This is a genomic window from Rhodopila globiformis, from assembly GCF_002937115.1.
GTDB lineage: Bacteria > Pseudomonadota > Alphaproteobacteria > Acetobacterales > Acetobacteraceae > Rhodopila > Rhodopila globiformis.
In genome coordinates this window covers 53,920-73,397 of sequence record NZ_NHRY01000239.1, presented here as the reverse complement: position 1 = coordinate 73,397, position 19,478 = coordinate 53,920, and the positions used below count along the sequence as shown (strand labels likewise).

The 19,478-nt window shown below is 67.9% G+C and carries 19 protein-coding genes, 1 tRNA gene and 2 pseudogenes; 13 read left to right on the top strand and 9 right to left on the bottom strand.

Annotated features, from left to right (window positions below):
- A pseudogene (locus CCS01_RS24125) lies at nucleotides 1–534 on the top strand (aspartate aminotransferase family protein); the annotation flags it as partial.
- Nucleotides 535–1,455: 921 nt separating this feature from the next.
- Nucleotides 1,456–2,004: a M91 family zinc metallopeptidase gene (locus CCS01_RS24120; RefSeq protein WP_104521308.1), complete on the top strand. Its 549-nt coding sequence runs from the start codon at nucleotides 1,456–1,458 to the stop codon at nucleotides 2,002–2,004.
- 112 nt (nucleotides 2,005–2,116) lie between these two features.
- Here the strand turns inward: CCS01_RS24120 and CCS01_RS24115 are convergent, their stop codons facing one another.
- Together CCS01_RS24115 and CCS01_RS24110 are read right to left on the bottom strand one after the other, a co-directional pair.
- On the bottom strand, nucleotides 2,117–2,791 hold the full coding sequence (locus CCS01_RS24115; protein ID WP_104521307.1) for an antibiotic biosynthesis monooxygenase family protein: 675 nt from the start codon (nucleotides 2,789–2,791) through the stop codon (nucleotides 2,117–2,119).
- Nucleotides 2,792–2,826: 35 nt separating this feature from the next.
- Nucleotides 2,827–3,810 (bottom strand): alpha/beta hydrolase, encoded by a 984-nt coding sequence (locus CCS01_RS24110; protein ID WP_158258572.1) that lies wholly within the window; start codon nucleotides 3,808–3,810, stop codon nucleotides 2,827–2,829.
- 528 nt (nucleotides 3,811–4,338) lie between these two features.
- Between CCS01_RS24110 and CCS01_RS24105 the strand changes: the two genes are divergently transcribed.
- The 4 genes from CCS01_RS24105 (at nucleotide 4,339) to CCS01_RS24090 (ending at nucleotide 9,557) form a co-directional block, all read left to right on the top strand.
- Nucleotides 4,339–5,421 carry a BMP family ABC transporter substrate-binding protein gene (locus tag CCS01_RS24105; protein WP_104521305.1) on the top strand — a complete coding sequence of 361 codons (1,083 nt, stop codon included), beginning with the start codon at nucleotides 4,339–4,341 and terminating at the stop codon, nucleotides 5,419–5,421.
- Nucleotides 5,422–5,627: 206 nt separating this feature from the next.
- Entirely contained in the window at nucleotides 5,628–7,199 is a 1,572-nt protein-coding gene (locus CCS01_RS24100; RefSeq protein ID WP_104521318.1) for an ABC transporter ATP-binding protein, read from the top strand.
- A 361-nt stretch (nucleotides 7,200–7,560) separates the two neighbouring features.
- Nucleotides 7,561–8,637 (top strand): ABC transporter permease, encoded by a 1,077-nt coding sequence (locus CCS01_RS24095; protein WP_104521304.1) that lies wholly within the window; start codon nucleotides 7,561–7,563, stop codon nucleotides 8,635–8,637.
- Nucleotides 8,634–9,557 (top strand): ABC transporter permease, encoded by a 924-nt coding sequence (locus CCS01_RS24090; RefSeq protein ID WP_193540165.1) that lies wholly within the window; start codon nucleotides 8,634–8,636, stop codon nucleotides 9,555–9,557. The genes CCS01_RS24095 and CCS01_RS24090 overlap by 4 nt, the downstream gene beginning before the upstream one ends.
- Before the next feature lie 25 nt (nucleotides 9,558–9,582).
- On the opposite strand, the gene CCS01_RS24085 is transcribed toward CCS01_RS24090, so the two are convergent.
- Both CCS01_RS24085 and CCS01_RS24080 read right to left on the bottom strand, forming a co-directional pair.
- Nucleotides 9,583–9,906, bottom strand: coding sequence for a helix-turn-helix domain-containing protein (locus CCS01_RS24085; protein WP_104521303.1), 324 nt, complete (start codon nucleotides 9,904–9,906; stop codon nucleotides 9,583–9,585).
- A complete protein-coding gene (locus CCS01_RS24080) occupies nucleotides 9,890–10,252 on the bottom strand; it encodes a type II toxin-antitoxin system RelE/ParE family toxin (protein WP_104521302.1) in 363 nt (120 codons plus the stop codon). The genes CCS01_RS24085 and CCS01_RS24080 overlap by 17 nt, the downstream gene beginning before the upstream one ends.
- A gap of 358 nt (nucleotides 10,253–10,610) precedes the next feature.
- On the opposite strand from CCS01_RS24080, the gene CCS01_RS24075 reads away from it, so the two are divergent.
- Nucleotides 10,611–10,901, top strand: coding sequence for a type II toxin-antitoxin system TacA family antitoxin (locus CCS01_RS24075; RefSeq protein WP_104521301.1), 291 nt, complete (start codon nucleotides 10,611–10,613; stop codon nucleotides 10,899–10,901).
- Nucleotides 10,870–11,421 carry a GNAT family N-acetyltransferase gene (locus CCS01_RS24070; RefSeq protein WP_204848416.1) on the top strand — a complete coding sequence of 184 codons (552 nt, stop codon included), beginning with the start codon at nucleotides 10,870–10,872 and terminating at the stop codon, nucleotides 11,419–11,421. The genes CCS01_RS24075 and CCS01_RS24070 overlap by 32 nt, the downstream gene beginning before the upstream one ends.
- 78 nt (nucleotides 11,422–11,499) lie before the next feature.
- Here the strand turns inward: CCS01_RS24070 and CCS01_RS35460 are convergent, their stop codons facing one another.
- The 5 genes and pseudogenes from CCS01_RS35460 to CCS01_RS24050 all read right to left on the bottom strand — a co-directional run bounded on the left by CCS01_RS35460 (nucleotide 11,500) and on the right by CCS01_RS24050 (nucleotide 15,730).
- Complete coding sequence (locus tag CCS01_RS35460; protein ID WP_239992372.1) at nucleotides 11,500–12,249, bottom strand: Fic family protein; 750 nt, start codon at nucleotides 12,247–12,249, stop codon at nucleotides 11,500–11,502.
- A 199-nt stretch (nucleotides 12,250–12,448) separates the two neighbouring features.
- A pseudogene (locus CCS01_RS35455) lies at nucleotides 12,449–12,562 on the bottom strand (Fic/DOC family N-terminal domain-containing protein); the annotation flags it as partial.
- Between the two features lie 432 nt (nucleotides 12,563–12,994).
- Nucleotides 12,995–13,501, bottom strand: coding sequence for a hypothetical protein (locus CCS01_RS24060; protein ID WP_104521300.1), 507 nt, complete (start codon nucleotides 13,499–13,501; stop codon nucleotides 12,995–12,997).
- A 27-nt stretch (nucleotides 13,502–13,528) separates the two neighbouring features.
- Entirely contained in the window at nucleotides 13,529–14,506 is a 978-nt protein-coding gene (locus tag CCS01_RS24055; protein WP_158258571.1) for a glutamate cyclase domain-containing protein, read from the bottom strand.
- Between the two features lie 432 nt (nucleotides 14,507–14,938).
- Nucleotides 14,939–15,730 (bottom strand): putative hydro-lyase, encoded by a 792-nt coding sequence (locus CCS01_RS24050; RefSeq protein ID WP_104521315.1) that lies wholly within the window; start codon nucleotides 15,728–15,730, stop codon nucleotides 14,939–14,941.
- 81 nt (nucleotides 15,731–15,811) lie between these two features.
- Here CCS01_RS24050 and CCS01_RS24045 point away from each other — a divergent pair, with 81 nt between their 5' ends.
- The 5 genes from CCS01_RS24045 (at nucleotide 15,812) to CCS01_RS24025 (ending at nucleotide 19,424) form a co-directional block, all read left to right on the top strand.
- Complete coding sequence (locus CCS01_RS24045; RefSeq protein WP_104521298.1) at nucleotides 15,812–16,351, top strand: VOC family protein; 540 nt, start codon at nucleotides 15,812–15,814, stop codon at nucleotides 16,349–16,351.
- A 65-nt stretch (nucleotides 16,352–16,416) separates the two neighbouring features.
- Entirely contained in the window at nucleotides 16,417–17,208 is a 792-nt protein-coding gene (locus tag CCS01_RS24040) for a TerB family tellurite resistance protein (RefSeq protein WP_104521297.1), read from the top strand.
- A 77-nt stretch (nucleotides 17,209–17,285) separates the two neighbouring features.
- Nucleotides 17,286–18,002 (top strand): N-acetylmuramoyl-L-alanine amidase, encoded by a 717-nt coding sequence (locus CCS01_RS24035; protein ID WP_104521314.1) that lies wholly within the window; start codon nucleotides 17,286–17,288, stop codon nucleotides 18,000–18,002.
- A 43-nt stretch (nucleotides 18,003–18,045) separates the two neighbouring features.
- Nucleotides 18,046–18,120 (top strand) — tRNA-Met (locus CCS01_RS24030).
- A 71-nt stretch (nucleotides 18,121–18,191) separates the two neighbouring features.
- Nucleotides 18,192–19,424 (top strand): TRM11 family methyltransferase, encoded by a 1,233-nt coding sequence (locus CCS01_RS24025; RefSeq protein WP_204848414.1) that lies wholly within the window; start codon nucleotides 18,192–18,194, stop codon nucleotides 19,422–19,424.
- Nucleotides 19,425–19,478 lie beyond the last annotated feature (54 nt).

Below are 19,478 nucleotides of genomic sequence, written 5' to 3'. Positions count from 1 at the left end.
CCGGGCGGGGCGGTGGTCGGGCGCAAGGACATCCTGGACTGGCTCGACTTCAAGGTCGCCAAGGCGGCGGGCCTGGAGAAGATCGCGCACAACGGCACGTTCAACGCCAATCCGCTGTCGGCGGCGGCGGGCATTGCGACGCTGGAGATTGTCGGCTCGACCGATGCCTGCGCCCGTGCGAACGCGTTCGGCGACGCAGTGCGGGCGCGGATGAACGAAGTGCTGGCGGAGGAGGGCGTGGCCTGGGCCGTGCACGGCACGTATTCCAGCCTGCATATCTACACCAACCCCGAGGGCGCCGACATCGTGCCCGGCCGGTTCGACGCGGCGGCGTTCATTCCGCGGATGCTGAACAAGCGTGGGGTGGACATCAGCGGGCCGGTTCGGATGGGGCTGCTGGTGAACGGGGTGGACGTGAATTCCGCGCTGTCGGGGTGGATCTCGGCGACGCATGGGGAGGAGGAACTGGCGGCCACGGCCGACGCGCTGCGGACGACAGTGCGGGCGCTGCGGCGGGAGGGGGTGATCGAATAGATCGAGGCCGGAACAGACAGGGGTTGGCGTCCCGGCATCCTACAGCACACCGCAGTCAGGTTGGGACTCGATCTGCGCCCCTCCCCGTCATGGCCCGGCCTGTCCGGGCCATCTCTCGCGGCACACGTGCTTGAACAGGTGGCCCGGACGAGCCCTACCGCATGCAAACATCTCGGAAACGGTCCGCCGCGGCGTTTCCCTTTCGTCATGGCCCGGCTTGTCCGGGCCACCTGTCGCGGCACAAGTGCTGGAATAGGTGGCCCGGACAAGCCGGGCCATGACGATGGGGGAACGCTCTCGGAGCCCAGGCAAGCACTTGATTTTACGGTCATTTCCGACTCGTTTCCAGGATGTGTGCATTGCGTAGGGACAGGCCGGGCCATGACGGAGGAGGCGGCATGACCGTGTGCCCCAACCGACATGCGAGTTTGCTGGAGTGAGGCTCTTCGCTGTTCGGGACGGGGTGAAACGATCCATGCGGGCAGCCTGAGTCCGCGCTTTCGGCCACGACGGACCTCAGCAGGACGGCGCGGGAGGATCAGGCCGGCGGCGGGCGGATTTGCCATGTGCGGGCGACGCCGCCGCCAGCCGCGCGAGACGGGGCACTGACCAATCGCCCCGCGGCTGCGGGCGACGGGCAACCCGGGTGGTCGTCTCTGCCGCACATCTCGTTTTCGCTGCCGGCGGATCTGCTTGCGGCAGATCCACGCGGCGGCGCAGCGCGAAACAGGATGCCGAGGCGGCCGTCGAACGCTTCACGGCGGCTACTGGCCGCGGAGCAGATTCAACCGCGGCCGGGTGACGTGGGGCACACGCGACGTGGGATCGTTGTGGCAGTTTCCACGCCAGGCCAGCACATGCTCGCCACGCCTCGATAGCCGCCATGGTGGCGGAACGGAGGCAATTTCGGAAGTAGAGACAATGAGCAACGGTATATCGAGCTTCATGGATTTTCCGGGCGTTCTTCTCAGCGGCGAGATGAGCTTCATTGATCAGGCCCGCGCAGCGATTTTGAAGCTCAACTCCAAGCCCAGGGGAAAGGCCCTGCTGAAGGAGATTGTCCTGTGGCTCTCGAAACTGAAAAGCTCGATCACGATCGAGGCGGCGTCGGGATTCGATGGTCAGAATGGCAGCGGATGGGATGGCGCGACCAAGGTCGTGCGTTGGTCTCCGCTGCCCCGGACAAACGAGAGTGCGGACCCGGACCAGCTCAATGGTATCCCGCCCTTCATCATCCTGGGTCACGAACTCGCCCATGCCCTGCACACGCTGCAGGGAACGGACAACTATGGTGCCGGCATTCGCGACGACGTCGCTATTGAGGAGGCGCGCACCATCGGACTTGGTCCGTGGGCCAACGACAATCTGACCGAAAACGGGCTGCGGGAAGAGTGGAATTACAAGCCGCGCACGACCTTCCAGGAAGTCGGCGCAGACAGGCTGCTCAAGGGGACCAAATACGCGGTTTGAGATACGGCGCGCTGCGCCATGGAGCGTGACACGGCGGCTGTATGGATCAAGCCGCCGCCATGGCCGCCAGTTTCTTGTGAGCAATAGACCGGATGATCATCCCTATGCCATATCAACCATGCCCGGCATCCTCCTTCACCGGCGGATAATACTGCGGCGCCTCCCGCCGATCGGCCATGCCGTAGTCGCGGATGATGCGCACGCGGCGGTGGCGCAGCGTGCCGGAAGCCACCGCCCGCGGCGTCCAGCCATCGGCGGCCGTGGCGTCGCGCCAGGACGCCAGCAGCAGGGTCTTGCCCGGATTGTAGATGCTTTCGAAACTGTCCTGCTCCGCCAGATCGCCGCTTTCCGGCAACCCCAGCTCGGTCGCCAGGCTCCTGCCGGCCGGCGCTGCGGCGGCGGGCGGCGACACCTCGGTGATACTGGCCCATTTCGCCGCGCCGGTTTCCGTTTCATCGAAACGCTGCTGCGCCAGCGTGTGGCCGGCGGGGACGTGCGTATCGCTGGCGATCTCGCCGACACGCAGGTGGTAGTGCACGAACACCTCGAACCGGCCCTGCTCCTGCATCCGGTGGTGGATCGCCAGCGTGCGCCAGCGGATCAGCGATTTCTCGTCGCGCCAGGTGGACAGCGACAGGACGCGGCCGGGAAAGCGCTGGCTGGCGTAGCGTTCATTGTCGATGAAGCCGTCGATCTGCTCGATCTCGGGCTTCAGCACCCTGGCGATCTCCAGGTACCGCTCGAACCGGTCCGGTTTCGGCTGCACTTCGAAAATCACGGCGAACATGGCTTTCTCCCGGAATGGTGTCGGACGCAGCGCTTTCAGGCCGAGGGCGCGCCATCGGCGCCCTGCAGGAAGCCGACGCTCGCCTGCCACAAGGCAAAGCGGCTGTCCTCGAAATGCATCAGGTGGGTTCCGCGGCCGAGTTTCACATCCCGCTTCACCGGGGATTGCCGCAGCGCGCGGAACAGCCAGGCGGCGTCGGCATCGGGGACCAGCCCGTCCCATTCGCCGCGGATGATCGCGACGGGAGCCCGCACCAGCGCCGGATCCCAGGGATAGTCGCCAAGCCAGGCGCGCACGATCCCGATGGTCGGGCCGGCGGGGATCTTAACCGCCGCCGGGTCGCGGCCGCGGCTTCCGGGGTCGCTGTCCAGGTAGCGCTGGCCCCAGTCGGCGAAATGATCCGGCGACAGGACAGGCGCCTCGCCGTCCGGCACGTCCTCGATGAAGCGCTTCCACTGGTCGTCCACGGTCACCAGGCGCCAGGCCGGGCCGCCGGGCGGCGGCAGATCGCGCAGCGGCGGGCGGCGGCAGATCGGGGCGAACAGGACCAGGCGGTCCACCAACTCCGGGTACGCGCCGGCGAACCGGCCGGCGGCGATGCAGCCCCAGGAATGGGCGATCAGCGACACCCGCGTTGCCCCTTGTCGATCCTGAATGAACCGCGCTGCCGCGGCGACCTGCCGGCTGGCGTCGGCCGCGTCGCACAGCGGCGGATGCGCGTCCGCCGCCACCTCCATCGCGGGATAGCGGCCGGAGAACCCGAAGCCCTGGAAATCCAGCCCCCACACGTCGAACCCGGCCGCGCACAGGGCATCGCGCCAGGAACGGCCGTCGAAGCGATGGGCGATCGATAGCGCCGAGGGGAACGTGGCGCCGTGCACATAAAGCACCGGGGATCGCCGGCCGTTGGGACCATGCGCCGGCAGGAAGCGCAGGAACAGGTCCAACCCCGGGTGCGGGCCGGCAATGCGAAAATGCCGTTCGCGCGGGTCGAGCGCAGGGGCCGGTTGATGGCTCATCAGGATTCCTCCTTCCGGGTTGGCTGGCCGATATCTGGTGGCGCCGGACACCGGTTTCGCCCGCATTCACTTCGGCCAGGCCCGAACGATCCAATGGGTTGGCCCAATGGGTTGGGCCAATTGGTCGCGGGGCACCGTCCTCTCCCCGTCATGGTCCGCGAAGGCGGACCATCCACGCCTGGCGGTGCCGATCGCGGCAAAGGCGTGGATGGTGGGCCTTCGCCCACCATGACGCGGAGGGGCCGGCGCCCCCGCTCCGGCGCCCCGCTCCGGCGCCCCGCTCCGGCGCGCCCAGTCCGGCGGATCGGTGATTTCTCGCCAAGGCTTTTGTCAGCGCCTGTGCGGAGCCCGCGCTTTGTCGGCGCCTGTGCGGACGCCTGGCCACACGCACTGGCTCGGCACTTGCACACGGCGCCGCGCCGGTTCGTTGAGGAGGAAAGCCGATCCGGCATCCTCGCTCGCACCACCACGCAGGCGCGCGATCAACGCGATTGGGTTACAGTCGATCATCAGGCCCACGGAGTCCACATGCTCAGACGTCACTTCACCCGCCTCGCCGGCGCCGGCGCCCTTGCCTCCGCGGCCCCCGCCCTGCTCCGCCCGGCCTGCGCCGCGGAGCCGCTGAAGGTCGGCTTCCTGTATATCGGCCCGGTGGGGGATTTCGGCTGGAGCCACCAGCATGACCTCGCCCGCCAGGCCGCGGCCGAGCATTATGGCGACAAGATCAAGACCACCGCCGTGGAAAGCGTGCCGGAAGGGCCGGACTGCGAGAAGGTGATGAACGACCTCGCCGCCTCCGGCCACAAGCTGATCTTCGCGACGTCGTTCGGCTACATGAACTACGTGATCGCCGTCGCCCGCCGGCACAAGGACGTGTTCTACGAGCACGCCACCGGCTACAAGCGCGCCGCCAACGTCTCGACCTACAACATCCGCTTCTACCAGGGCCGCTTCGTGCAGGGGGTGATCGCCGGCAAGCTGAGCAAGGCGGGGCTGGCCGGCTATGTCGGCTCGGTGCCGGTGCCGGAGGTGGTGCAGGGCATGAATGCCTTCCTGCTGGGCATGCAGTCGGTCAACCCGCAGGCACGGCTGAAATTCATCATGATCAACGGCTGGTACGACCCGCCGAAGGAGGGCGACGCGGCCAAGGCGCTGATCGACCAGGGCTGCGACATCATCACGCAGCACACCGACTCGCCGGCGCCGCTGCAGGCCGCCGCCGGGCGCGGCATCAAGGCGTTCGGCCAGGCCACCGACATGGCGAAGTTCGCACCGAACACGCAACTGACAGCCAGCGTCGATGTCTGGACACCCTACTACATCAGGCGCATCGGCGACGTCATGGCCGGCACCTGGAAAAGCACCAACACCTGGGGCGGGTTCGAGGCCGGCATGCTGAAGATGGCCCCGTTTGCCAACATGCCGCCCGCGGTCGCGGCGCTGGCGAGCGAGACCGAGGCTGACATCGCCTCCGGCAAGAGCAGGATCTTCATCGGGCCGATCAAGGACCAGGGCGGGACGGTGAAGGTGCCGGCGGGGGCGACGATGGATGACGCGGCCCTGTCGTCGATGCAGTGGCTGGTCGAAGGCGTCGAGGGCAAGCTGACCTGACCACGGAGCGGCGGTATGCTGCGGCAGCGCGGGATTCTCCCAAGCCTTGAGCGCTATTCCATGCACAGATCCTCGACAAGATTCGCCGCAACCCTAGCCGCCCTCGTCATGGCCCGGCTCGTCCGGACCACATGTTCAAGCCCATGCGCCGCGACAGGTGGACCCGACGAGCCAAGCCATGACGAGGAGGGGCCGTGAGCGCCGCCATGACCGAACCAACGCCGGAGCCAACGCCCCTTGGGCCGCTGCTGACGATGACCGGCATGACGAAGCGGTATCCGGGCACGCTGGCCTGCGACCACGTCTCGCTGACGGTGGAGCGCAACCAGATCCACGCGCTGCTGGGCGAGAACGGCGCCGGCAAGAGCACGCTGGTGAAGGTGATCTACGGCGTGGTCCGGCCCGACGCCGGCGAGATGCGCTGGGAAGGCCGCACGGTCGCCATCCACAGTCCCGGCCAGGCGCAGCGCCTGGGCATCGGCATGGTGTTCCAGCACTTCTCGCTGTTCGAGGCGCTGACGGTGGCCGAGAATCTCGCCCTCGGCCTCGGCAGCGCGCGGGAGCGGGTTGGCCTGCGACAGCGGATCGTGGCGGTGTCCCGGGACTATGGCCTGCCGCTCGATCCCGACCGCGTGGTGCACGACCTGTCGGTGGGCGAGCGGCAGCGGATCGAGATCGTCCGCTGCCTGCTGCAGAACCCGAAGCTGCTGATCATGGACGAGCCGACCTCGGTGCTGACGCCGGGCGAGGTGCAGGCGTTGTTCGTGACGCTGCGGCGGCTGGCGCGCGAGGGGTGCTCGATCCTGTATATCAGCCACAAGCTGGAGGAAGTGCGGGCGCTGTGCTCAGCCGCGACGATCATGCGGCTGGGGCGCAACGTGGCGGCGTGCAACCCGGCGGAGAAGAGCGTCAAGGACCTGGCGGAGCTGATGATTGCCGCCGATTTGCGCACCCCGCCGCCCCGCCCGCCGCTGCCCGCCGGTGCGCCGCCGCGGCTGGTGCTGGATCGGCTGTCGGTGCGCTCGCCGCACCAGTTCGGCACCGACCTGAAGGACGTGTCGCTGTCGATCGCCGGCGGCGAGATCCTGGGCATCGCCGGCATCGCCGGGAATGGCCAGGGCGAGCTGATGGATGCGCTGTCTGGCGAGATCCTGGCCGGGCGGCCGGACAGCGTGCGGATCGACGGGGTGGCCGTGGGGCGCATGGGCCCGCAGGACCGCCGCCGCCTGCGCGGCTGCTTCGTGCCGGAGGAACGCAACGGCCATGCCGCGGTGACGACCATGAGCCTGGCCGAGAATGCGCTCCTGTCCGGCTACCTGCGCGGGGCGCTGGTGCGGTTCGGGCTGATCGACCGCAAGCGGACCTCCGCCTTCGCCGAGACCATCATCCGGCGGTTCGACGTGCGCGCCATTGGCCCGAAAGCCGAGGCGCGGTCGCTGTCGGGCGGCAACCTGCAGAAGTTCCTGGTGGGGCGGGAGGTGCTGCAGAACCCGGTCGTGCTGGTGATCAACCAGCCGACATGGGGTGTGGACGCCGGCGCGGCGCTGGCGATCCAGGAGGCGATCATGGAACTGGCGGCGGCGGGGGCTGCGGTGACGATCCTGTCCCAGGACCTGGACGAGATTTTCCTCCTGGCCGATCGCATCGCGGTGATCGCGGGCGGGCGGGTTTCCGAACCGGTGCCGGCACGATCCGCCTCGGTGGAGTCTATCGGCCGGCTGATGGGCGGCGGGCCTGCGCATGCCGGGGCGCATGGGGCGTTGGCGCATGCGGGTTAGGCGCAACGAGCCGTCGCTGTTCCTGTCGCGTCATGGTCCTCACGCGACTTGCCCGGGGGATTGGCGTGGGATCTTGTTGCGGCACCGGCTTGTGGGGTGGCCCGGGCAAGACGAAAACTGGCTTGAGCGAATCGTAAACAGGGTGGGACGTGTAGCCGTTGCCGTATCGTCATGGTGGCGCAGGCCCACCATCCACGCCTGGCGGTGTCGAAGGCCGTGACGATGAGGGCAGATCGCCCCACCCGAAGTCGTGTCCCAACCGACCTACGGTCTGCTGCAGCGGGGCAGAGCACTGACGGCATATGCAGCCACCGGGCGGTTTGGACGGCGGCCGTGGCAGGCAGCCACACGGGCTCCGCCCATGCTTAGGATCGAGCCGCGCGGCTGTGAATCGAAATTCTGGCGCTACGCCTCGCCGCTGCTGGCGCTGGTGCTGACCGGCGTTGTCTCTGGGCTGATCTTCGCCGCCATGGGACGGCCGCCGGGGCGGACGGTCTATACCTTCCTGGTCATGCCGTTACTGCAGCAGGACGGACTCCAGGCGCTGGCGGTGAAGGCGGCGCCGCTGGTCATGATGGGGGTGGGGCTGTCGCTGGCGTATCGCGCCAATGTCTGGAACATCGGCGCCGACGGGCAGTTCATCCTGGGCGCGATCTGCGGCGGCGGCATGGCGCTGGCGTTTCCCGATGCGCCGGCCTGGGCGATCTTTCCCGTCGTGGTGCTCGCCGGGATCATCGGCGGGATGCTGAACGGCGGGCTGGTGGCGTGGCTGCGGATCCGTTTCAATGCCAACGAAATCCTCACCAGCCTGATGTTCGCCTATATCAGCCAGTACCTGCTGGTGTACCTGGTCACCGGCCCATGGCGCGACCCGCAGGGCTACGGCTTCCCACAGACCGCGATGTTCGCCGACAACACGCTCGGCCCGCGGCTGGTCGCCGACAGCAACCTGCATATCGGCGTCGTGCTGGCGCCGTTGGTGGCCGTTGCGCTGTGGCTGATGCTGGAGCGGTCGCTGCTCGGGTTCCAGTTCCGCGTCCTGGGCCAGGCGGCGCGGGCGGCGCGGTTCGCCGGGTTCCGCGAGAGCCGCCTGGTCTGGGTGGCGATGCTGATCAGCGGCGGGCTGGCGGGGCTGGCGGGGGTGCTGGAGGCGACCGGCACGGTCGGGCAACTGACGCCCAACCTCTCGCCGGGGTACGGCTTCACCGCGATCATCGTCGCGTTCCTCGGACGGCTGAACCCGCTGGGGGTGATCCCGGCGGGGCTGCTGCTGGCGCTGACCTACCTGGGCGGCGACGCGGCGCAGATCAGCCTGGGGCTGCCGAACGCGGTGACCGGCATCTTCCAGGGCATCCTGCTGTTCTTCCTGCTGGGCTGCGACATGCTGCTGCTGAACCGGGTGCGGTGGGTCTCCGGCGGCACGAGGGCGGCGCGATGACGACGCTGCTGGTCGCCTTCCTGGTCAGCACCATCGCCGCCGCCACGCCGCTGCTGCTGGCGGCGACCGGGGAACTGGTGGTGGAGAAAACCGGCGTGCTGAACCTGGGCGTCGAGGGCATGATGCTGGGCGGCGCCATCGCCGGCTTTGCCGCCGCACACGGGACGGGGCTGGCGTCGGTGGGCGTGCTGGCGGCGCTGGCGGCGGGGGTGGCGCTGTCGCTGCTGTTCGCGGTGATCTGCCTGACCTTGCAGACGAACCAGACGGCGACCGGACTGGCGCTGACGATCTTCGGCCGCGGCTTCAGCGCGCTGCTGGGCGCGGGCTATGTCGGCATCCCGGCGCCGACGCTGCCGAAGCTGCATGTCCCGGGGCTGTCGGATTTGCCGGTGCTGGGGCCGGTGCTGTTCGGGCACGATGCGCTGGTGTACCTGGCGCTGGCGCTGCTGGCGGCGGTGGCGTGGTGCATCCGGTGGACGCATCTGGGGTTGGTCATGCGGGCGGTCGGCGACTCGCACGAGGCCGCGCATGCGCTGGGCTATCCGGTGGTGGCGATCCGCTACGGCGCGGTGGCGTTCGGCGGCGCGCTGGCGGGGCTGGCGGGGGCGTACATGTCGCTGGCCTATACGCCGATGTGGGCGCAGGACATGACGGCGGGACGCGGCTGGGTGGCGGTGGCGCTGGTGACGTTCTCGGCCTGGCGGCCGGTGTGGCTCCTGGTTGGCGCGTGGTTCTTCGGCGCGCTGATGTATCTGTCGCTGTATGTGCAGGCGCTGGGCGTGGCGGTGCCCTCGGCGCTGCTGTCGGCGCTGCCGTATGTCGGGACGGTGGTGGTGCTGGTGCTGATTTCGCGGGATGCGCGGCGAATCCGGCTGCACCGGCCGGCGATGCTGGGGCGGCCGTTCCAGGTGGGAGGGTAGGTCGGCACGATCGTGGCGGCTGGTCCTATGGACTGACAGAAGTGCCGGCATCGCGCAGCGCCGCTTCCAGCGTCTCGTGGACAACCTCGGGATGGCGGTCGATGACCAGCAACAGCACCCGAGCCGCTTGCTCAGGCTGGCGGCGGTGCTGCTCCCAATCCCGCACCGCTGCCGGGCTGAAGCCGAACCGTAGCGCAAAGCTATCCTGGCTCAAGCCCAGCTTGGTGCGGATTGACTTGACGTCCACACCGGCAGGCACATGAGCAACAAATCCATCGGTCGCCTCGCCGCGAGCGTAGGCCCTTGCGCGCTCGACGCTCCGAAGAATTCGACTACCCGCTTCCGACATGCCGTCGCCCTCCTTGTCGATAATCGTCGGCCAACCCCGCCAGCATCTCGCGAAGCTGATTGCGCTCGGCCTTCGTCAAATTGATCTTGTCGCCCTTGGCGAATACGTTCAGCAGAAACAAAGGAATATCATCGCCGCCATAATAGGTTATGACCCGATATCCGCCGCTCTTACCTTTGCCACGGCCAGCAAACCGCACCTTGCGCGCGCCGTCAGTTCCCGGAATCAGCACTCCGGCCAGCGGATTAGCCGCCAGAGACAAGACGATTTCCGCCCGCTCCGTCTCGGTTATCCCAGCGGCTTTACAGTCATGGAGATAGTCAGGCGTTTCAACGATAGAGTGCATGGACCTGTCCCTGGTCGGTAGTCAGGTTGTAAATGCATATTTTTTCCTCTCAATATCCGCCAGGTCCCACACCCGCCGGGGTGTTTCCACCGAATCTTAAATACGGCAGCGCCGCAGTAGTGTCAACGGCAATGCCGTAGTGGGTGAGTGCTGATCCTTTGGGTGCCAACACATGCACAACCCGGTCGTCGTCACAAGTTCGAACAAACGACCCGCTTGCCGCCGGTCACCTTTCGCTGGTTCTGACGGTACAATCCCTCCGCCTCAGCTCGCCAAGCAGGGAGGATCATACGAGGGCGTATCCCAGCAGCCGCTCATTTATGTTGGCAATGTCCACACAAACCAACAAGCTTTGCGGATGAACAATCCTCTCGCGACCGCCGAAGTGAACCTCCACCTGCGTGCTCGCGCACAGGACCGAACCCTGGCCGATCAGGCAGCGGAACTGGTTGGTGCCAACAGGTCGCAGTTCATGCTGTCATTGGCTCTCAAGGAAGCCAGGAACATCCTGCTCGACCAGACCACGATCCATGCCAACGCCGAAGCCTTCCGCAAGATCATGGACTGGATGGACGCCGAGGCAACGCCGGCCGAGGAAGCCAGCATGAAACGCCTTCTTGGCGCGTCATTACCCTGGCAACGTGGCTGAACCGGCGCCAGCCTTCGCGCCGCCCGTTCTGTTGACGGAAGCCCACGACCGGTCGCAGTTCGAGTCCGGCGAACCGGTTCTCGACGACTGGCTGCGGCAGCGCACCTGGGAAAACATGCAACTGGGCGCCAGTCGCACCTATGTCGTCTGCCAGGCCGGCTCGCACCGGGTCGCCGGTTACTTCGCTCTGAGCATGGGACAAATCCTCGCGGCGGAGGTCACGGCCCCGGTGCGGCGGAATATGCCGCGGCAGATTCCGGCCGTCGTGTTCGGGAGACTTGCGATTGACAGGGCGTGGCAAGGCAAAGGACTGGGCCAGGCGCTCCTCGCCGAGGTCATACGCCGATCGGCTCTCGCGTCCAGTCAGGTCGCTGCGCGGCTGGTGATTGTCCACGCCCTGTCGGCGGCAGCCGAAGCTTACTATCTTTATCACGGATTTACCCGGCTACCCGTGGGCACCCCGACGCTGGCTCTCGACCTGACGAAACTACAGAAGATCGATCCAGAGGCGCAGCAATGATTGCCGCGCGATGCGCACCTCGGCCTGATCCTGCTATGGCCGACGCCATACGCCGACACGGCCGCGTGTTCCGCCGCGTCAGCCCTGGCTCCCCGATACCCCGCCCCTGGAGCCCGCGCCGCCATCGTCGTCCCCGACAATGGGTTCCACGCTGAACGGGCGGTTGATCAGCGCCAGAACCTCGCTCGCCGCGAACAGCCTGTTCCGGCGGTAGCCGGTGCGTTCCCGTAAGATGCCTGCAGCGACGAGTTGCGCGACCGCCGCCGAGGCCTGCGCCCAGCTGACTGAAAGTTCCGACGCCAAGCGGCCGATCGTGATCACCGGGTAGTCCAGCAGCAGGGGCAGCGCACGAAGCGACGCCGAACCGGCCCGGAACCGGCGGCGCGCCGACCAGCTTTCCCCCAGTTCCTGGAGCGCGCGGCGGCTTGCCGGAAGCTCATCGACCGTGCCGACGAGGGCATCCGCGAAGAAGCCCGTCATCGTCTGCCAGTCAAGCCTCTGCTGCGCAGCCTTCAGGGCTGCATGGCAGGCGGTCTTGTTCGCCTTGATATATGGGGAAAGATAGAGCGGGACATGCCCCTCCGCGGCCATCATCAGCAGCAGCAGCAGCAGGCGCCCCGCGCGGCCATTGCCGTCCCTGAAGGGGTGCGCGGCTTCGAAATGTGCATGCGCCACGGCCATGCGCATGAGAATGCTCGAATGAACAGCCTCGTATCCATCGCCACGCATGTAGGCGATCGTGTCCTGGAGGCAGGCCGCGACGTCCACAGGCGGCGCGGGATCGTAGGTGGAATAGGCAATATTCCCCCCGCCGCCGATCGAGACCACACGACTTCGAAACAACCCCCGGGGAATCCTGGTACGTGCTGTCGCCTCCCATGACGACGCGGTGCAGGGCGCGGATGAGGTCAAGGGTGAAGACAACCGGCCCCTGCCGCTTTGCTTCCGGCAGAAGCGCCTCAAGGCCGAGGGCATAGTTCCTCACCTGCACGGCAGCCTGGCGGCGTTCGTCGTCGTCCCCCTCCGCCCCTTCCTCGACCGCAAGGAGTTCGTCAAGCATGGTGTTGGTGCCCTCGATCGCGGCGCTGCTGACCGCTTCCCGCCTGGGCAGCACGCGGCTGACGAGCCAGGGATCACGCATTTCGGCGACAATGGTCTCGATCCGGACCAGCGCCGCCATGGCGCTCGCATGACGATCTGCCACGGCGAGGATGGAAGGTGGCTCCAACGGGGGCGGCGCCGGCGTCGCACCGTCTGGTTGGCATAGGGCTCCGGTAGTCGTCGGAGCAATTGCTGCACCGCGGGGGATAGATCAGCCCGCTTCAAGCAAACCTCCACAAGGGAGCATTGAAGGCTATCTTAACCTGGCTTTTGAAAGAAAACCATAATAAGATTACGTCTTACGCCGCTTGTATACGGAAGCCTGCCAAGCCTCGTCCCCTCACGACGTCGAGACGGAAACTCGAAACCAGAATTTCAGCCGTTTGCAGACACGATGTGAGGCCACTTGCTGGCCATCCGCCCGGCAGAGCCTCCGGACCATTCCCGCCCCGCGGGCCGGGCACGCGCTTGGTCAATCAGGCCGTCCGTCCCCATCCTTCCAGTTGCGTGACAGAAAACCGCGCGCATCCACCGCTTCGGTCGCCACGATCAACGGCGCGCCGTCCGCGCACCGCCAGCGATAGGCAGTATCGTGGCCGGTGACGAACATCGGCACGCTGTCCACATCACGGTGGTCGCGACACCACGCTGCCACGCCCGGCAGATCCCGCCGCGTATTGGCCTTGCCGCAGACCAGGTTGGCGCCCGCGGTGCACAGCAGCGTCCGACCGTCCAGGCAGCGATACACCGTGGCTCTCCGGATGAGGTCATCCGGCATGGCCAGCCCGAACACCGCCCGCGCCCGCAGCACCAGCGCCGGCGGCAGTGGTCGCAGCGTATCGTCCGTCTGGCCCGGCCTGCACACGGCACCCTGCCGATCGGCGGTGGATGCCGGGTGCCGCGGCGCGGCGACGCCGACGCCGACGCCGACGCCGACGCCGACGAGCAGCGCGGTGATGCCGGCCAGCCATATCAGCAATCGTTTTCCCACGCGATGTTCTTTCCCTCAGCGATTGTTCGGCGAGACGCACACGCTGCGCACCGCCGCCATGACCTCCCGATGCACCGCCATGTCCATCGCATCGATCGTCTGCTCCCGCCGCAGCGTCACGCCATCGACCACCGGCCCGTCCCGCACCATCGCGTCGATCACCGCGCTGTCCAGGTCCGGGTCCAGGCCCGCGAGCATCGCCGCCGCCCAGTCCGGCCGCAGCAGCGCCAGCGCCGCCAGCACGGCGTAGGCGCCCCAGTGCGACACCCCCGCCGCGATCAAATGATCCGCCGGCACGACGCAGCCGATGGCCTCCCCCACCGGCACGTTGTCCGCGATCACCGGCCGCGGCACGCTGCCCATGCCAAGCTCGTTGCCGCCGTCGCCGATGGCAATCGTCTGCCAGAGAGCGGCGCTGAACAGGCGGTCCAGTGGCGCGGTATGGGCAGAGATGTCGGTACCGCGCATGTTCCGCGGCCGGCCGTCGGCGCCCGGCCCGCAGCGCTCGATGGCGATCACCCAGTCGATGCCGTCCTGCCGCCAGCGCTCGATCACCGCGTCCACCGGTTCCTCCGGCGCCACCGCGTCAATCGGCGTCGCCTCGGCGCCCGCCTGGTCCAGCGCCACGCGGCAGGCGGACTCGCACGCCGCATCCGTGGCCAGGCGGCAGCGCACCCCGGCGCCGGCGAAGCCGCGGACCAGCAGCGCGGCGCCGGCCGGACCATCCGTCTCGGCCGCGGGCGGGTCGCCGCCGGGGACGAAGAACCCGGTGATCAGGCCGATGCGCGGCGCCTCCGCCGCCGCCAGCGCGCGGGCCGCCCGCCACAGTCCGCCGCGTGCCGCCTGGAACACGGGCGCCATGCCGCGGCCGACATCGCGGTGGATCACCGCCTCGATCCGGTCGATCCGCGTCCGCGTGCCGGATGCCGGCCCATGCGCATGAGGCGAGCCCGGAAAAGGATCCAGCGGCCGCGACCGTTCTCTCTCCGTCATGGCCAGGCGTGTCCCGGCCATCCACCCCCCGCCGCCGAAGCGCGGATGGCCGGGACACGCCCTACGGGATGCACACATCTCGGAAACGGTCCGCCGCTGCGTTTCCCTTTCGTCATGGCCCGGCTTGTCCGGGCCACCTGTCGCGGCACAAGTGCTGGAATAGGTGGCCCGGACAAGCCGGGCCATGACGATGGGGGAACGCTCTTGGCGCCCAGGCAAGCACTTGATTTTACGGTCATTTCCGACTCGTTTCCAGGATGTGTGCATTGCGTAGGGACACGCCCGGCCATGACGATAGAGGGACGACCTCGCTCCGCCTGCCCCATTATCCTGTTAGCCTTGGGGGCACGCCCGGCCATGACGATGGGGATAATACGACCTTGCTCCGCCAGCCGGCCTGTCCTGATACGCACGGGGTGCCGCCCAATGCGCCTAAAGCGCCGACAGCGTGGTATTCCGCAGGTCGGTGACCAGCATGCTGCCGGGCGCGTGGGTGATGCAGAATTCCGGTCGCACCTGCGCCACCACCGCTTGCGGCGTCACCCCACACGCCCAGAACACCGGCATCTCCTCCGGCCCGATAGGCACCGGATCGCCGTAATCGGGCTTGCCGATGTCGGCAATGCCGATTGAGGCCGGGAACCCCAGGTGCACCGGCGCGCCGTGCACCGACGGGAACCGTGACGTAATCTGCACCGCTCGGATCGCATCCGCCGGCTTCATCGGCCGCATCGACACCACCAGCGGCCCGCTGAACACGCCCGCCGGCACGCAGGGAATATTGGTCCGGTACATCGGCACGTTGGAGCCGACGGTGATGTGGCGGATCTCGATGCCGTCGTCGATCAGTGCCTCTTCAAAGGAAAACGAGCAGCCGATGGCGAAGGTCACCAGGTCATCGCGCCAAACGTCGCGCAGATCCGTCGGCTCCGCCACCAACTCGCCGTTGCGCCACACGCGGTAGCGCGGCACGTCGGTGCGGATATCCAGGTCCGCGCCCAGGGTCGGCAGCCGCGGATCGCCCGGCTCCGACACCGCCAGCACCGGGCACGGCTTCGGATTGGCCTGGGCGAAGCGCAGGAAGTCGTGCGCCAGCGCCCGCGGCAGGATCGCCAGGTTCGCCTGCACATGCCCCGGCGCCAGCCCGGCGGTCGGCCCGGTGAAGGCGCCGTCCCGGATGCGCAGCCGCTCCCGCTCCCCGGCATTGACCCGGCGTTGCGTCATGGCGTCCATCATCACCCCTCCGTCACTGCCAACCGTAGGCTAGAACCCATGATATAAGGGCGCAACGGGAGGAAAATCACCATGACAGCCACAGGAGTTCCTTTTCAGATCGGAAAGATCGGCCATGTCGCCCTGTATGTCCGCGACATCGAACGTTCGATGCGCTTCTACACTGACATCCTCGGCTTCCAGGTTTCCGACATCTACAATCAGGACATGATGCCCGGCGGCGCCGTGTTCCTGCGCTGCAACAACGACCACCACGGCATCGCCCTGTTCCAGGCGACCGAGGCCAATCCCGCCGGCGGCGGCATGCACCACATGGCGTTCGAGGTCCCGACTCTGGACGACGTGGTCCGCGCCCGGGCGCACCTGCGCGCCCACGCCGTGCCAATCGACTTCGACGGCCGCCGCCGCGCCGGCGTGCAGATCGCGGTGGAGTTCCGCGACCCCGACGGCCACCGGCTGGAAATCTACTGGGGAATCGACCAGATCGTCCCCGGCGAGCAGGCCCGCCCGGCGCACGAATGGAAAGGCGCGCAGAGCCTGGAGGCGGCGATCGCCGATCCGGTGCGCGGCCAGGACACGCGGTTGCAGGACCCGGCGCTGCTGCGGCACTGAAACCCTGTCGCTTTTCCACCGTTCGTGCTTTGCTCCGGCAGGGTCCGGCATGGTAACGGCAGCGGATGAGTTTCTGGGGTAAGATCATCGGCGGCACCGCGGGTTTTTTTGTCGGCGGTCCGTATGGCGCGGTCATCGGCGCCGCACTCGGGCATGCGGCCGACACCGGCTCGGTGTCCACGGGCGCCCGCCGCTCGTTCGACTTCACGTCGACGCTCAATCCGGCGCGCTTCGCCGGCATGCTGGGACGGCGGGATGAGGTCTTCGCCATCACCGTCACCGTGCTGGCCGCCAAGCTGTGCAAGGTCGACGGGCCGGTGACGCGGCTGGAAATCGACGCGTTCAAACGGCATTTCCGCATCCCGCCCGCCTCGGCGCGCGGCATCGGCCGGCTGTTCGACCAGGCCCGCGACAGCCCTGAATCGTTTGAGCCGTTCGCCGCCCAGCTCGGCGAGGCCTTCAACGACAACCACGTGATGCTGGAGCAGGTGCTGAGCTCGCTGTTCGCCATCGCCCGCGCCGACGGCCCGCTGAACATGCGGGAGCAGGAGTACCTGCGCCGCGTGCACCGCCGCTTCGGCCTGGACCAGCGGGCATGGGAACGCGCCGGCGGCGAGCGGGCGCAGCAGCAGCGCTCCGTCCCGGTCGAGGAGAACGACCCGTACCTGGAGCTCGGCGTGTCCCGCTCCGCCACCGGGGAGCAGCTGCGCGCGGCCTGGAAGCGCCTGATGCGGGAGAATCATCCCGATACGCTCGTCTCCCGCGGCGTACCGCCGGATTTCATCGCCCGCGCCAGTGAGAAGGTGGCGCGCATCAACGCCGCGTGGGACCGCATCAAGCGGGAACGCGGGCTGTGACCCGCACGCCGCCCCGGTTGCGGGCGGTTCCACCGCTGCGGGCCGTGCGGCCTGCCCTGCTGGCCACCGGCCTACCGATGGTCGACCTGCCGAGCCCGAACCACGACGAGCGGGCCGAGCCGGTCGACATGCTGATCCTGCACTACACCGGCATGGAGACCGCCCGGGCGGCGATCGACCGCCTGCGCGACCCGCAGGCGCAGGTCTCGGCGCACTACGTGGTGGACGAGGACGGCACCATCCTGCGCCTGGTGCCCGAACAGCGCCGCGCCTGGCACGCCGGTGTCTCCCACTGGCGCGGCAGCAGCGCGCTGAACGGCCGCTCCATCGGCATCGAGATCGTCAACCCCGGGCATGAGTTCGGCTACCGGGACTTTCCGGTGCTGCAGCTGGCCGCGGTGTGCGACCTGTGCCTGTCGATCCTGGCGCGCCATGCCATCCCGCAGCGCAACGTCGTCGGCCACAGCGATGTCGCCCCCGATCGCAAGCAGGATCCCGGCGAGCGGTTCGACTGGCGCGCGCTGGCCGAGAACGGCGTCGGCCTGTGGCCCGCGGACGCGATCGACCTGGGCACCACCGGCGCGATTCGCGACGCCGTGACGCTGCGTCCGGTGCGCGCCGCCCTGGCGGACATCGGCTACAAGGTGGCACCGGAGGGGGCGCTCGATCCCGCCCTGTCCAGCGTGCTGCGGGCATTCCAGCGGCACTGGCGGCCGGAAGCGGTTACCGGCCAGGCGGACGACGGCACCCTGGTGCGGCTGCTGGGGGTTCAGACGTTGGCACGAGACGGTTGACGCCGGGCGATCAGGCGCGTATTTCGCCGTCCTCCCGTTGGATGGCGGCGTAGCTCAGCGGTAGAGCAGGGGAATCATAATCCCTTGGTCGGTGGTTCAAATCCGCCCGCCGCTACCATCCCGGCCGGCAGATCGGATGCGTCTTCCCGTGGCCTCGGCCATGCCCGCTCGCCCCGGAGCCGCCCAGTCGTGACCGTCAGAGCCACCCTGCGCCAGAGGGCCGACTATACGCACAAATTCAACGCGCAGAGCGGCCGCCACGGTTGGCTGCGCCTTACGCCGGCCTACTCGGTCAGGATCGTCGAGGAACTGATCGCCCGGTGCGACCATCCCATGCGGATCCTCGACCCGTTCTGCGGCACGGCCACCACGGCGCTGAGCGCCGCCTGCCACGGGCACCAGGCCGTTACCACCGATATCAATCCGTTCCTGGTGTGGTTCGGCCGGGCGAAGACAGACCGATATACTGGCGCAACGATAGCCGCCACGCGCGACGCCTGCGGCCGGGCCCTGCGGCTCGTCGCCCGCGATGCGCTGCCGCCGGTGCCGGCGCCGCCGATCCACCGTATCGAGCGCTGGTGGAATCCGCAGGAACTCGATTTCCTGCAGCTGCTGAAGGCCGCGATCGATCACGTCACGGAGCCGCAGTCCCAGCCGCGGACTCTGCTGCTGGTCGCGTTCTGCCGCACCCTGATCGCGCTGTCGAATGCCGCGTTCAATCACCAGTCGATGTCGTTCAGCCCGCCCGCGGCGTCCGCGCCGGGCCGCGATCGGGGGCAGGTGTTTGCCGAGGCCGTCGCGCTGGTCCTGCACGGCGCCGGCGAAAACCCGCCCGGCGCGGCCGAGGTCATCCTGGCCGATGCCCGCGCGCCGCTGCCGTATGACGGCCTGTTCGACCGCGTCGTCACCTCGCCACCCTATGTCAACCGCATGTCGTACATCCGGGAGCTTCGGCCGTACATGTACTGGCTCGGCTTCCTCGCCAACGGGCACGATGCCGGCGCGCTGGACTGGAGCGCCATTGGCGGCACCTGGGGCACGGCGACGAGCCGCCTGGCGGCCTGGAAGCGTCCGGCGGAGGCGTTCGAGCACGCGGAACTCGGCCGGGTCCTCGATCTTGTCGCCGATGCCGGCAACCGGAATGGCGGTATCCTTGCCAACTATATCGCGAAGTATTTCGGCGACATGTGGGTTCATTTGCAGAACGTCACGACAATGCTGTCGCGTGACGCGGAGATCCATTACATCGTTGGGAATTCGACGTTCTATCGCGTCCTGCTTCCGGTGGAGCGGCTGTATGCCGCCATGCTGGAGCGGATCGGCTTCCGCTCGATCGCCTGCCGGCCGATGCGCAAGCGTAACTCGAAGGTGGAGTTGATTGAGTTCGATGTCAGTGCGGTATGGCCTGGGGGGCGTGGTTGAGAGCCTGTTTGACTGGTGATGGCCTGTTTGATTGTGGCCCTTCATTCAGAGGCG